We start from the raw sequence: 14,662 nt of genomic DNA, 5'->3' as shown, positions 1-14,662 counted from the left end.
AGAATATATTTTCATGGTTTTTTGTTTAACATAAGAGAAAGGTGAGAGAGATGTTAGAAATTTTAAAACCAGCTAAGCCCATTGAAAGATTACCAAAAGACAAGATAGACTCAACATATAAAAGATATAGAATACAGGTATTTCTAAGTATCTACATTGGCTATATGACATACTATTTTGTTAGAAGTAACTTTTCACTAGCAAAAGCTTATTTAGTAAAACAGGGATTTACAACACTTCAACTAGGCTTTGTTGCATCAGCACTAGGAATAGCTTATGGTATAAGTAAATTTGTTATGGGAAATGTTTCAGATAGATCAAATCCAAGATATTTCTTGGGAATAGGACTTATATTATCAGGAATTGTGAATTTTATGTTCCCACTTACATCAAGTATTACAGTAATGTTTATATTAATGCTTGCAAATGGTTGGGTTCAAGGTATGGGATGGCCTCCTTGTGGAAGAACAATGACACACTGGTTCTCAGATAGAGAACGTGGTGTTAAAATGTCAATTTGGAATACAGCACATAACGTTGGTGGTGGATTTATTGCTACAATAGCTTTAATTGGAGTATCAATGTTTGGAAATTGGAAAGGTATATTTTATTTACCAGCAATAATTGCAATCATAGTTGGAATTCTTTATATGATATTTGCAAAGGATACTCCACAATCAGTTGGATTACCTCCAATTGAAGAATATAAAAATGACTATCCAGATGTTAAAGTTGATGATAGAGAAAGAGAATTATCAGGAAAAGAAATATTATTTAAATATGTACTTAATAATAAATATTTATGGGCAATAGCAATTGCTAACATATTTGTTTATTTAGTTAGATATGGAGTTATAAACTGGGTACCAACATACTTAGAAGAAGTTAGACACTTTAGTATGAAAGAATCATCTATTGCTTTTGCATTATTTGAATATGCAGCAATCCCAGGAACTATATTAATTGGATGGCTTAGTGATAAGGTTTTCCATGGAAGAAGAGCTCCGCTTGGAATTTTCTGTATGATAGGTGTTTGTGTAGGAGTATTTGTTTATTGGAGAAGTTCAAGTCCTATAGTAATAAACTGTGCATTAGCATCAATTGGGGCATTAATATATGGTCCAGTTATGTTAATAGGAGTAAGTGCCTTAGACTTAGTTCCTAAAAAAGCCGCAGGTACAGCCGCAGGATTTACAGGATTATTTGGATATATGGGTGGACAAGTATTAGCAGAGATTGCTATTGGTGCCGTAGTTGAAAAATTCAGTTGGAATGGTGGATTTATTGTACTTATGGCTTCATGTATATTAGCAATTATATTCTTATCATTCACTTGGAATGTTCATGACAGATCAAAAGAATAATAAAATTAAGCGTGAAAATAGCATATTTTGTAGTTAATTTTATAGATTAGAATAAAAATAGTTAGTTAAATAACCATAATAAAAAGAACTTAGCTTTTAAGCTAAGTTCTTTTTATTATAATATATTGAAAGATAAAAAACTCTTAAGTTTTGTTTTGATTAAAGTTAAAGATTTATTAAAAGAAGAATTAAAAGAAGAATTAAAAGAAGGCTGATTTACACCTTGAAAATGAATAAATGAATATTTTTTCAAAAAAAAATATTCATACAATATACATAGTATATTCAAAAAAATTACTTTTAAAATAAATTTAGGAATATTGAAGTTTACAAATATTGAGTGATTTAATGGTTTATAAACCATTTTTTTTTGAATAAAAATTAATTATTATATACATCTTTTTCCAAAAAATACAATTGTAATCGTTTTAAAATGGGTGTATAACATAGTTGTGGACAGGAAATAAGCTCACAAAGATAAATGTATAAAAGGAGGAAGGGCATTATGAGAGATAAAAGAGTATTAAACGTTACTTCTGAAATTGGAAGATTAAAAACAGTTTTATTACATAGACCTGGAGAAGAAATTGAGAATTTAACACCAGATTTATTAGACAGACTATTATTTGATGATATTCCATTTTTAAAGGTTGCAAGAGAAGAACATGATGCTTTTGCACAAACTTTAAGAGATGCTGGAGTAGAGGTTCTTTATTTAGAGGTTCTTGCTGCCGAGGCAATAGATACTAGTGAAGAGGTTAAGAAAGAATTTATAAGTGAATTTATTGATGAAGCTGGAGTTAAGAGTGAACATTTAAAAGAAGCTTTAACATCATATTTTAATTCATTTAATGATAATAAATCAATGGTTGATAAAATGATGGCTGGAGTTAGAAAAGAAGAACTTAAGGATTATCATAGAGAATCACTATATGATCAAGTTAATGATGACTATCCATTTGTTTGTGATCCAATGCCAAACTTATATTTTACAAGAGATCCATTTGCAACAATTGGACATGGTATAACATTAAATCATATGAGAACAGAAACTAGAAATAGAGAAACAATATTTGCTAAATACATATTTAAATATCATCCAAGATTTGAAAATGGTAACGTATCATTCTGGTTTAACAGAGATGAGAAAACTTCTATCGAAGGAGGAGATGAATTAATACTTTCAAAAGATGTACTAGCTGTTGGTATTTCTCAAAGAACTGATTCAGCTTCAATTGATAAATTAGCAAAGAGATTACTGTATAATCCAGATTCAACTTTTAAAACTGTATTAGCATTCAAAATACCTGCAACAAGAGCATTTATGCATTTAGATACAGTATTTACTCAAGTTGATTATGATAAGTTTACAGTTCATCCTGGTATAGTTGGACCTTTAGAAGTTTTTGCCCTAACTAAAGATCCAGAAAATGATGGTGAATTATTAGTAAAAGAAGAGTTAGATACCTTAGAAAATATATTGAAAAAATATCTAGATAGAGATATTAAATTAATAAAATGTGGCGGTGGAGATGAAATAGCAGCTGCTAGAGAACAATGGAATGATGGTTCTAATACACTTGCTATAGCTCCTGGTGAAGTTGTAGTTTATTCAAGAAACTACATAACAAATGCGATATTAGAAAAAGAGGGTATTAAATTACATGTTATCCCTTCATCAGAGTTATCAAGAGGTAGAGGCGGCCCAAGATGTATGTCAATGCCACTAGTAAGAGAAAATTTATAATTTGAAAATAATAGAGAATTTAAAAATAAATTATTTTTTGGACAATCAGAAAAGTCCAGATTGGGAGGAATTAAAAATGGCAGTTAACTTAAAAGGAAGAAGTTTCTTAACATTAAAAGATTTTACACCAGCAGAAATTAGATATTTATTAGATCTTTCTCATGATTTAAAAGCTAAGAAAAGAGCAGGAATAATAGGAGATAGTTTAAAAGGCAAAAATGTAGTTTTATTATTTGAAAAAACTTCAACTAGAACAAGATGTGCTTTTGAATGTGGAGCTGCTGAAGAAGGTGCTCATGTAACATTCTTAACTAACTCACAAATGGGTAAGAAGGAATCTATAGAAGATACAGCAAAAGTTCTTGGAAGAATGTATGATGGTATTGAGTTTAGAGGATTTAAACAATCAACAGTTGAAGAGTTAGCTAAATATGCAGGAGTTCCTGTATGGAATGGATTAACTGATGCTGACCATCCAACTCAAATATTAGCAGATTTCTTAACAATAGAAGAACATGCACATAAACCATTAAGCGAAATAAAATTAGTATTTACAGGTGATACAAGAAATAATATGAGCTATGCATTAATGTATGGTGCTGCTAAGATGGGAATGCACTTTGTAGCTCTTGGACCAGATAGCTTAAAACCAGATGAAGATATTATAAAAGAGATGCAAGAATACTCAAAACAGACTGGAGCAACTATAGAGTTTAGTTCAGACGTTGATGAGGCAGTTAAAGAGGCTGATGTTATCTACACTGATATTTGGGTATCAATGGGTGAAGATGAAAGTTTATACCCAGAAAGAGTTAAATTATTAACTCCATACAAAGTAACTAAAGAAATGATGAATAAAACAGGAAATAAAAATACTTTATTTATGCACTGCTTACCATCATTCCATGATGAAGATACAGAAGTATGTAAAGATATGATGGATAGATTAGGTCTTGATATAAGAGAAGTTGAAGATGAAGTATTCAGAAGTAAAAATTCAGTTGTATTTGATGAAGCTGAAAATAGAATGCATACAATTAAAGCAGTAATGGTAGCTACTGCAGGAAGATAATAAATTTTATTAATGGGCCGTATTTATAATGTCATCTAAGGAAAATGGCTAATATTTAAAGTTATTTAAATTCAAAAATTGAATTTTCCTTTCAATGTGTTATAAATGCGGCCCTATTATTTTTAAGAAACATATGAAGGTAGGTGAATACATATGGCAGAACAGCATGAGGAAAGAAAATTAGGGTTTGCTCAGTTGGCAGCATTAATAGTTGGATCTATGATTGGAGGAGGAGCATTTAATCTTCCATCTGATATGGCAAGAGGAGCAGGAACAGGTGCAATTATAATAGGTTGGATTATAACAGGTATAGGAATGATATCTTTAGCTTTTGTATATCAATCATTAGCTAATAGAAAGCCAGAACTTACAGGTGGAGTGTATAGTTATGCTAAAGCTGGATTCGGAGAGTATATAGGATTTAACTCTGCTTGGGGGTATTGGTTAAGTGCATGGATAGGAAATGTATCTTATTCAGTACTTTTATTTGGAGCTTTAGGATACTTTTTCCCAATCTTTGGAGAAGGAAATAATGTAGCTTCAATTATAGGAGCTTCTATATTATTATGGGCATTTACAGCTTTAATTTTAAATGGTGTAAGTGGTGCTGCACTTATAAATCTTATAACTACTATAGCTAAGTTGGTACCTATTTTCTTATTTATAGTTATTTCTTTATTTATGTTTAATTTTAATAAGTTTACTTTCCAATTTTGGGGCACAACTGATTTAGGTGGAATTGTATCACAAGTAAAAAGTACAATGTTAGTAACTTTATGGTGTTTTATAGGTATTGAAGGTGCTGTAGTTGTTTCAGGTAGAGCTAAAAAGCAAAGTGATGTAGGTAAGGCAACCGTATTAGGACTTATTGGTACACTTGTGATTTATATGCTAATAACATTGATGTCTCTTGGTGTTATGGATAGAGTAAATCTTTCAGGACTTAACAATCCATCAATGGCTTATGTATTAGAATTTGCTGTTGGAAAATGGGGCGCAGCTCTTATAAATTTAGGATTAATAATTTCATTATTTGGATCACTTCTTGGGTGGTCATTACTTGCAGCTGAGATACCTTATGTAGCAGCTCAAGATGGAGTTTTACCTAAAATTTTTGGCAAACTAAATAAAAAAGGAACACCAAATGGTTCATTAATAATTACAAATATTTTAGTTCAAATATTTTTAATATTAACTTTAGTTGCTAGTAGTACATATCAAGCTTTATATTCAGTCGCTAGTACAGCTATTTTAGTTCCTTATCTTTTAAGTGCTATGTATGGATTGAAATTAGCTATAACAGGAGAAACATATGATAAAGATCCAAGCGGAAGAACTAAGGATAAATTTTTTGGTGCAATATCAACAGTTTATGCTATATGGCTTTGTTATGCTGCAGGAATTAAATATTTATTATTATGTTTCATATTATATGCAGTTGGAATAATATTCTTCTACATTGGTAAGAAGCAAAAGAATAAAGAACAAAAAGTTTTTGTTGGAGTTGAAAAAGTATTAGCTATTTTAGTAATTGTTATAGCTATAGTAGCTATAGTAATGCTTGTAAATGGAATTATAACTATATAAAAATAAATAGATTAATGAAAACGGTTAATAAAGATTGTGTTGTTAGAATTTGAGGAGGAATAAACAATGAAGATTGTTTTAGCATTAGGTGGAAACGCATTACAAAAGGATTCAAAGGATAAAAGTGCAGAAGGTCAATTACAAACTTGTAGAGAAACAGCAGTTTCAGTGGCTAATTTAATAGAAGATGGACATTCAGTTTCAATAGTTCATGGAAATGGCCCTCAAGTAGGACAAATTTTAGCAAGTATTGAGGCTGCTCATAAAGTTAATAATGATAATCCATTATTTCCTTTTGATGTAGTTGGAGCATTTTCAGAGGGATATATAGGATATCATCTTCAAAATGCAATAAGAGAAGAGCTTTTAAAAAGAGGAATAAAAAAATCTGTAGATACAATAACAACTCAAGTAATTGTTGATAAAAATGATTCAGGTTTTAAAAATCCAACTAAGCCAATAGGATCATTTTATTCAAAAGAGGAAGCGGAAAAGTTAGAAAGAGAAAATGGATATGTAATGAAAGAAGATGCTGGAAGAGGCTATAGAAGAGTAGTGGCTTCACCAAAGCCTATAGATATAGTAGAGAAAGAAGCTATAAAAACTATGGTTGATAATGGCTTTGTTGTAATCGCTTGCGGTGGAGGTGGAATACCTGTAATAGAAGAAGGAGAGAGACTTTCAGGGGTTCCAGCAGTTATAGATAAGGATTTTGCGGCAGAAAAATTATCTGAAATATTAAATGCAGATGCATTATTAATATTAACTGCTGTTGATAAAGTTTGTGTAAACTTTAATAAACCAAATCAGATGGCTTTAGATGAAATAAACTTAGAAATAGTAGATAAATACATAGAAGAAGGACAGTTTGCACCAGGAAGTATGCTTCCTAAAGTAGAGGCTTGTAAGAAATTTGTCCAAAGTGGAGATGATAAGATAGCAATAATTTCATCATTAAGTAAAGCTAGAGAAGCACTTAGAGGAGAAGCTGGTACTAGAATAATTAAGTAATTTTTAATATGATTAAATTTTATTAATTTATTTTAGGTTATGATAGTTTAATAACAAAGGAGAAACTACCATGAAAAATTCAGAAAAAATTTTAAGACAGAAGGCGATATTGGATATAGTAAAAAATAAGAGCATATGTAAACAAAATGAGTTAATAATAGAGTTGAAATCTCGTGGTATAAGGGCGACACAAGCAACCTTATCAAGAGATTTACATGAATTAAATATAGTTAGAAAATCATTACCTAACAAAGATATTAGATATGTGTCTATTAGAAAAAATGATCTTATTAAAAAATATAAAAATATTTTTAAGATGACAACCTTAAGTATATCCACCCAAGACAAATTTATATCTATTGATACATTAGACGGAATGGCAGAAATGACTGGATCATTTTTAGATCAACTTGAAGATAATAGAATAGCTGGAAATATTGCTAGAAAAAATCATATACTTATTCTTTGTAGAAATGTTAATTTTGCCAATCAAGTTTTTAGAGAATTAGAATCACTAAGATTATAATATTTTGTATTTAAAACTTGCCTTCTTTAGTGAATTAGTAGGCAAAAGATAATTTATAATATTAACTACCTCAAAAAATGTTGCTTTTATATTAAAAGTATTGTATTAAACTAATAAATACCTTAAATATAAAGGGTATCAAAATGATTTATTTAATCATTTTGATACCCTTTAAAATTTTTATTAATTGTTTTTGCTTGTAGCTGCAACTTCTTTAAGGACTAAATTATCTTCACTTAATATTGATGTACAATGAGGACATCTAGTTGCATCTACATTTATTTTACTAAAGCAATAAGGACATTCTTTTTCTGTAACTTTAACCTCTTCTTCTTTTTTCTTAATAGCGAAATTTTTAAGTCTATTCATTTCTCTTATTGCTATGAATATTGAGAATGCTATGATTAAGAAGTTTATTAAGTTATTTAAGAATAATCCATAGTTTATTGTAGCAGCCCCAGCAGCCTTAGCAGCTTGTAATGATGTATAATCTTTACCACTTAAATTTATATAAAGATTAGAGAAATCTACTTTACCTAATAGTAAACCAACTAAAGGCATGATAATATCATTAACTAATGAAGTAACTATTTTACCAAAAGCTCCCCCTATAACAACCCCCACTGCCATATCAACTACATTACCTTTCATGGCAAATTGTTTAAAATCTTTCCACATATCTATCGCTCCTTTAAATGTTTTAGCCTATACATAAATATCTTAAGTTTGTTGTATGAATAATTTATTAAAAAAATATGAATATAGCAAATAGATTTTAACAAAATAATCATCTCAAAGTCAATTAAATACTTAATAAATTATGAGTTTTTACTGTTAAGAGAGAAAGGTATAAAAGTATAAAAAGTGGGTAGTATCATAATTGAATATTTTTAGTTGATTATTAGTTGGCGGAGGGGTTATGAAAGTAGGTAATTTATTTAAAGAAAAAGTACTAATAGGTATAGTATTTTTTGCAATTGGAACAGTGGTTGGTATTTTAGTAAATGATTTTTGTGTTAGAGAAATAAGAGAAGCTAAACAAAGCAATTTAGAAGTTTCTAGTATGCCTGTTAGTGAAACATTTTATTTGAAAAAGAATAGTGGTGTTAAACTTATGGGATTAACAATAAATAGTGTAAATCTTACTGAAGATAGAAATGAATTTTCAGAGAAAGAAGCAAAGAAAGTAGTTGAGATAGAATATACATATGAAAATTTAGGATATAATGAAAATTTGTATGTTTCTGATTTAAACTTTAAGATTTATGATAAGTCAGGAAATATATTAGAAACTTATCCTATTGGAGGAGATAAGGTTCCTCAATCAATAAGCAAGGGAAAAAAGTGCACTGCTAATATGAGTTTTGCTTTGAATGATAATTCTAACGATTTGGAAGTAGAGTTTTATGAAAATATATTTGATGATAATGCTATGGAGAAATTTTATGTTACTGCAAAAGAATAAATAGGTAATAATATTAATTAAAAGGTTAGGTTTACAAAAAACTTAACCTTTTTTAGCTTAAATTTAAGTAGTTCACTCAATGAAAAATAAGGAATAATTCAATTAATAAAATAATATAATTTTCTGTAAGCATTAAAGTTAAATTTATTTTTATGATTAAATTTAAAGCTATTTTCTAATTTGGATAGGAGGAATTAAAATGAAGTTTAAAACATTAGCCGTATTATTGTTAGCTACAAGTTTTTCCTTATCTATGATTGCTTGTGGTGGAGGCTCAAAGTCATCAAATAATGGAGGTGCTGGATCAACAGAAAAAATAGAGGAAGCTTCAGATAAAGTTTTATATTCAAATGGAGGACCAATAGAATTTTTTGAAGTTCCATGGTTAAATCCAGCTGTAAATACTTACAATAAAGCTATGTATGATCAATTAATAGAGGCTGATGCAAGTTTAAATCCTAAAGAAGGGGAACTTGCGAAAACGTTTAACTTAAATGAAGATGGTACTTTGCTAACTTTTGAGTTAAGAGACGATATATATTGGCATGATGGAGATAAAATAACTGCTGAAGATATTAAGTGGAGTATTGAATATTCTATGAAAACTGCAGTTTTAAATCAGGTGTTTTTAAATACATTTAAATCTATAGCAGGAAGTGAAGATTATTTAGAAGGAAAGGCAGAAGAAATAAGTGGAATTAAGATTGATGGTAATAATATAGAAATTACTTTTGATAAGGTTGCACCTGATGCCTTAGTAACTTTTTCTCAATTCTCCCCATTACCTAAGAAGCATTTTGAAGGGGTAGACCCATTAAAATTCCAACAGGCTAAATATTTCCAAAAACCTGTAGGTTCAGGTCCATTTAAAGTGGAAGAGGTTAAGATGAATGATTATACAACCTTAACTGCCTTTGATAAGTATTATGATGGTCAAGCTGAATTCTCAATTCATTTAACACCTAGCCCTGGAGATAGTGATACAAATTTAGTTAATAATGCAAAGTCAGGAATGCTTGATTATGGATATACTAAAAATATTGCTGATGTTAAAGCTTTAGAGGGGGAAGATAACTTAGAAATAAATAGAGTAGATGTTAGATATACTCGCTTATTCTTTGCAAATAAATTTAATAAGAAAGATGGAAAAGAATCTCCATTAAAAGATGCTAAAGTTAGACAGGCTATAAGATATGCCATAGATATGAAAACAATAGGTGAGAACTTATTTAATGGAAGTATAACTCCTGCTAATAGTTTAACTCCTAACGGAGCAGACAAGGTTAATGGATTAGATACTTATGATTATAATCCTGAAAAAGCTAAGAAATTACTAGAAGAAGCTGGTTGGGATCCAAATTATGAATTAGATGTTGTTTACTATTATACAGATCAATTAACAGTAGATTTCATGACGGCTATACAATCATATCTTTCTGAAATAGGAATGAAGATGAAGTTTAGACTTGTTGAGGGAGATTTAGCTACTTTATTATGGTCAGCACCAGAAGACCAAGTAAATGGTCCATCAGAAGTAGACTGGGATTTATGTTATGCAGCTACCTCAGCCCTTTCAATGCATGAATACTATGATAAGTTTAGAACAGGTTCACCAGTAAATTCACATACTCCTTCTGATGATAAGCTAAATGAACTTATTGATGCCACTAATAAAACAGCAGATACAGAAACTCAGAAGAAAGCTTATTTTGAACTTCAAAAATATGAGAATGAAAATATGTTTGTGATTCCTTTATATTATCAACCTGTATTTGTCATAGAAAGTGATAAGATTCAGGAAGGTATCAAGGAACATGGTAATCCTCAGTTCCATTATGATTGGAATATTCAAAATTGGAAGCTTAAATAAACTAATTTATAGGGAGTGGTGGGATTATCCCATCACTTTTTTTGTAAGGAGGGGTTTTGATGTTTAAATTTATAGTTAAGAAAATTTTAGGATTAATTCCTATGCTTATTATAATAACTTTCATAATTTATCTTGGACTTGAATTAACACCAGGTGATGCTGTTTCACACATGATAAATCCAGAGATTTTAGCAAATGTTGCACCAGAAAAATTAGAGGAAATTAGAAATGCCTATGGATTAAATGATCCATTTTTATTTAGATATTTTAATTGGCTTAAGGAGATTGTTCAAGGAAATTTTGGATACAGTATAACAAGTGGAGTTCCAATAAGTCAGTTAATAAAAGAATTATTACCTGCAACTTTAGAATTGGCCATAGCTTCTCTTTGTATTTCTACAATTTTAGGAAGTGTTTTAGGATTATTTAGTGCTATAAGAAGAGGAACTATATCAGAAAATTTATTAACAGTGGCTGGAATGATTGGCGTTTCAATTCCACAGTTTTTCTTTGGAATGGTTTGTATATTAATATTCTCATTACGTCTTAAATGGCTTCCAGTTGGAGGAAGAATGATGCCAGGTCATACTGCTTTTATTGATAGATATGAATATTTAATTTTACCAGCCTTAGTTTTAGGTTTTTCACTTACTGCGGGGGTTATGAGATATGCAAGGTCTAGTATGTTAGATACTATGAATAAGGAATATATTAGAACAGCTAGAAGTAAGGGGTTACCTGAGTGGAGAGTAAATTTAGTTCATGGATTTAGAGTGGCATTAACACCCGTTGTTGTTTTAATAGGATTTAGACTTCCAACGCTTATTGGGGGGGCTGTTGTTATAGAGAGTATATTTAGATGGCCAGGAATAGGAGATGCCTTTGCAACGGCAGTAAGAGGACAGAATTATTCTTTGGTTATGACCATAGCTTTGTTAACAGTGACTGCTGTCCTTGTCTCAAGTGTAATAGTTGATATTGCCACAGCCTTGCTTGATCCAAGAGTTAAATTAGATTAGGAGGTTAATAATGTTAAGTAGTAAAAGCAGATTTGATAGAAAGTTAGATAAGATTAAAGCTAAGGAAGAGGCTGGTCAACTTAAGAATAAGGGTGGAAATAGAGCTTTAAGAAAATTACTTAATAATAAGCTTGCTGTTATTGGAATAATAATCTTTTCAATAATAATTTTATCCTCAATATTTGCACCGTTTATAACTAAATATGATCCATTGGCAGTTGATATGAAAAGCGTATTAAAAGAGCCCTCTGTAGAACATATTTTAGGAACTGACAAGGTTGGAAGGGATGTATTTTCAAGGATTTTATATGGAGGAAGAATTTCTATATTTATAGGCCTTGGAAGTGCCTTAGGATGTGCGTTAATAGGTGTTTTATTAGGATGTTATTGTGGATATAAAGGAGGATTTTTTGATAAGATAGTTATTCGTTTATCAGAGATTTTTATGTCTTTCCCACAAATGATTTTAGTTTTACTTTTAGTAAGTATTTTAGGTCAGAGTTTAATAAATCTTATCATTATATTTATTTTAACAGGATGGGGTAGTGTTTATCGTATGACTAGGGCAAAAATACTTTCTATTAGAGAAGAAGAGTATGTTCAGTCTTTAAAGGCTTTTGGTATAAATGATTTTATAATTTGTTATAAACATATGTTGCCTAATGCTATTGGGCCAATAGTTGTTAATATAACTTTAAGCACAGCTATGTTCATATTAGAAGAAGCTGCATTAAGTTTTTTAGGTCTTGGAGTACCTTTAGAAATAGCAACCTGGGGAAATATTTTAAATGCATCTCAAGATATGTTTACTCTTCAAAATAACTGGTGGTTATGGTTACCAGTAGGTATAGTAATATCATTATTTGTTATGAGTATTAATTTTGTTGGTGATGGATTAAGAGACACCACAGATCCAACACAACAAGGATAGGAGGATTATTTATGAGTGGAGAACCTATTGTTACAGTAAAAAATTTAAAGACTTATTTTTATACAAATCAAAGATGTAATAAGGCTATAAATGGTGTTTCTTTTCAAATAAAAAAGGGTAAAACTCTTTGTGTGGTTGGTGAGTCAGGATGTGGAAAGAGTGTTACTGCCTCATCAATAATGCAACTTCTTCCTAAACTTTCTAGAATTGAAGAGGGAGAAATAATATATCATGGTGATAATGGTGATATTAAAATAAATGAACTTAAAAGAAATGGTAAAGAGATGAGAGGGTTAAGAGGAAAAGATATTGCTATGATATTTCAAGATCCTATGACTGCTTTAAATCCTGTTTATACCATTGGATTTCAGATAATTGAGAATATAAAGTGTCATGAAAAAATAAGTAAGAAAGAAGCTTACAATAGGGCGCTTGAACTTTTGAAAAATATGGGGATTCCATATCCTGAACAAAGGATAGAGGAATATCCACATCAATTTTCAGGAGGGATGAGGCAAAGAGCCATGATAGCCATGGCAATGAGTTGTAAACCTAAGGTTTTAATTGCAGATGAACCAACTACAGCCTTAGATGTAACTATTCAAGCCCAAATTTTTGAACTTATGGATAAGCTTAAAAAAGAAAATGATACAGCGATTTTACTTATAACTCATGATATGGGAGTAGTTAGTGAATTGGCTGATGATGTTGCAGTTATGTATATGGGAAATATAATTGAGTCTGGAACTATTGACGAGGTTTTAAGAAAACCTGCACATCCTTATACAAAAGCACTTTTGAAATCAATTCCTATTTTAGGGAAAGGAAAGAATCAAAATCTTAATCCTATTAAAGGTTCAACTCCAGATCCTTATGATAGACCTATTGGTTGTCAATTTGAACCAAGATGTGATTATGCTTGTGATAAATGCAAAACTATGCCTAATGAAAAAATTATAGAAGGAACTCATATGGTTAGATGCTATAATTATGAAAAAATGTATGTAAAAGGAAAAATGCTTGAGGTAAAATAAAAGGGAGGATGAGTTTATGAGTAATAAAGAAAAATTGTTAACAATAAAAGGGTTAAAAACTTACTTCCCAATAAAAACAGGAATGTTTAAGAAACCTACTAAGTTTGTTAAAGCTGTTAATGATGTAGATTTAGTTGTTTATAGGGGAGAAACCTTAGGTCTTGTTGGAGAATCTGGCTGTGGAAAGACAACGTTAGGAAAAACTATTCTTCAGCTTGTTAAACCAACTGATGGAGAAATGATTTATGACTTTGGAGAGGAAGGAGAGAAGAATTTAATAACTCTTAAAAAAGAAGAGATGGATATTGCAAGGAAAAAGATGCAAATAGTTTTTCAAGACCCACATTCTTCTTTAAATCCAGCTTTTACAATATATCAATCTTTATCAGATCCTTTAAAGAAGTTTGGGGTTAAAAAGAAGGTGGAAAGAAGAAAGGTTATAGGAGATATTTTAGAAGCTGTTAATATGAGAAGAGAGTATATGGATAGGTATCCTCATGAATTTTCAGGGGGACAAAGACAGAGAATAGGCATAGCTAGAGCTTTATGTATAAATCCAGAACTTATAATTTGTGATGAATCAGTATCAGCTTTAGATGTTTCAATCCAAGCTCAAGTTTTAAATCTTTTAAAGAAGTTAAAAGAAGAGAGAAATTTAACTTATATATTTATAACTCACGATTTAAGTGTTGTTGAGTATATTAGTGATAGGATCGCTGTTATGTATCTTGGAAGAATTGTTGAATTAACAAATACAGAGGAATTATTCTCTAATACACTTCATCCTTATACAGAGTCTTTATTATCGGCTATTCCAATTGCTGATTTAGATAGAAAAAAAGAAAGGATTATACTTCAAGGAGATGTTCCAAGTCAAGTAAATCCACCTAGTGGATGTAATTTTCATACAAGATGTAATAAGTGTATGGAAATATGTAAAAAGGAAAGACCAAAACTTAAAAAATATATTATAAATGGGCATGAACACTCAGTTGCATGTCATTTATCAGATGAAAGGGTAAGGGAGTTATTGTAA

General features: G+C 30.1%; 13 protein-coding genes. 12 read left to right on the top strand and 1 reads right to left on the bottom strand.

The annotated features are described in order from the left end of the window. Positions 1-50: 50 nt before the first annotated feature. The 6 genes from glpT (at position 51) to Q1K13_RS04320 (ending at position 7,307) form a co-directional block, all read left to right on the top strand. Entirely contained in the window at positions 51-1,364 is a 1,314-nt protein-coding gene (glpT, locus tag Q1K13_RS04345; RefSeq protein ID WP_300347965.1) for a glycerol-3-phosphate transporter, read from the top strand. A gap of 505 nt (positions 1,365-1,869) precedes the next feature. Beyond that, on the top strand, positions 1,870-3,111 hold the full coding sequence (arcA, locus tag Q1K13_RS04340; RefSeq protein ID WP_300347964.1) for an arginine deiminase: 1,242 nt from the start codon (positions 1,870-1,872) through the stop codon (positions 3,109-3,111). 76 nt (positions 3,112-3,187) lie between these two features. Continuing rightward, the gene (gene argF, locus Q1K13_RS04335; protein WP_300347962.1) at positions 3,188-4,183 is read left to right on the top strand and encodes an ornithine carbamoyltransferase; all 996 of its coding nucleotides are present in this window, start codon (positions 3,188-3,190) and stop codon (positions 4,181-4,183) included. A 153-nt stretch (positions 4,184-4,336) separates the two neighbouring features. Further along, the gene (gene arcD, locus Q1K13_RS04330; protein WP_300347960.1) at positions 4,337-5,770 is read left to right on the top strand and encodes an arginine-ornithine antiporter; all 1,434 of its coding nucleotides are present in this window, start codon (positions 4,337-4,339) and stop codon (positions 5,768-5,770) included. A gap of 66 nt (positions 5,771-5,836) precedes the next feature. Beyond that, positions 5,837-6,781 (top strand): carbamate kinase, encoded by a 945-nt coding sequence (gene arcC, locus Q1K13_RS04325; RefSeq protein ID WP_300347959.1) that lies wholly within the window; start codon positions 5,837-5,839, stop codon positions 6,779-6,781. Positions 6,782-6,851: 70 nt separating this feature from the next. Then, positions 6,852-7,307, top strand: coding sequence for an arginine repressor (locus Q1K13_RS04320; protein ID WP_300347957.1), 456 nt, complete (start codon positions 6,852-6,854; stop codon positions 7,305-7,307). 183 nt (positions 7,308-7,490) lie between these two features. Here the strand turns inward: Q1K13_RS04320 and mscL are convergent, their stop codons facing one another. Continuing rightward, complete coding sequence (gene mscL / locus Q1K13_RS04315) at positions 7,491-7,985, bottom strand: large-conductance mechanosensitive channel protein MscL (RefSeq protein WP_300347956.1); 495 nt, start codon at positions 7,983-7,985, stop codon at positions 7,491-7,493. A gap of 241 nt (positions 7,986-8,226) precedes the next feature. Between mscL and Q1K13_RS04310 the strand changes: the two genes are divergently transcribed. The 6 genes from Q1K13_RS04310 (at position 8,227) to Q1K13_RS04285 (ending at position 14,662) form a co-directional block, all read left to right on the top strand. After that, a complete protein-coding gene (locus Q1K13_RS04310) occupies positions 8,227-8,772 on the top strand; it encodes a DUF4352 domain-containing protein (protein WP_300347954.1) in 546 nt (181 codons plus the stop codon). Positions 8,773-8,971: 199 nt separating this feature from the next. Continuing rightward, positions 8,972-10,642: an ABC transporter substrate-binding protein gene (locus tag Q1K13_RS04305; protein ID WP_300347953.1), complete on the top strand. Its 1,671-nt coding sequence runs from the start codon at positions 8,972-8,974 to the stop codon at positions 10,640-10,642. 59 nt (positions 10,643-10,701) lie between these two features. Beyond that, positions 10,702-11,661, top strand: a complete 960-nt coding sequence (locus Q1K13_RS04300) for an ABC transporter permease (RefSeq protein WP_300347952.1) — start codon at positions 10,702-10,704, stop codon at positions 11,659-11,661. Positions 11,662-11,671: 10 nt separating this feature from the next. Continuing rightward, entirely contained in the window at positions 11,672-12,592 is a 921-nt protein-coding gene (locus Q1K13_RS04295; RefSeq protein WP_300347950.1) for an ABC transporter permease, read from the top strand. 11 nt (positions 12,593-12,603) lie between these two features. After that, a complete protein-coding gene (locus Q1K13_RS04290) occupies positions 12,604-13,626 on the top strand; it encodes an ABC transporter ATP-binding protein (RefSeq protein WP_300347948.1) in 1,023 nt (340 codons plus the stop codon). Between the two features lie 16 nt (positions 13,627-13,642). Beyond that, complete coding sequence (locus Q1K13_RS04285) at positions 13,643-14,662, top strand: ABC transporter ATP-binding protein (RefSeq protein WP_300347947.1); 1,020 nt, start codon at positions 13,643-13,645, stop codon at positions 14,660-14,662.

It is taken from the genome of Clostridium sp., assembly GCF_029267215.1.
Lineage (GTDB): Bacteria > Bacillota > Clostridia > Clostridiales > Clostridiaceae > Sarcina.
The sequence above is the reverse complement of the archived record's forward strand: the minus strand, read 5'-3'. Positions and strand labels throughout refer to the sequence as shown.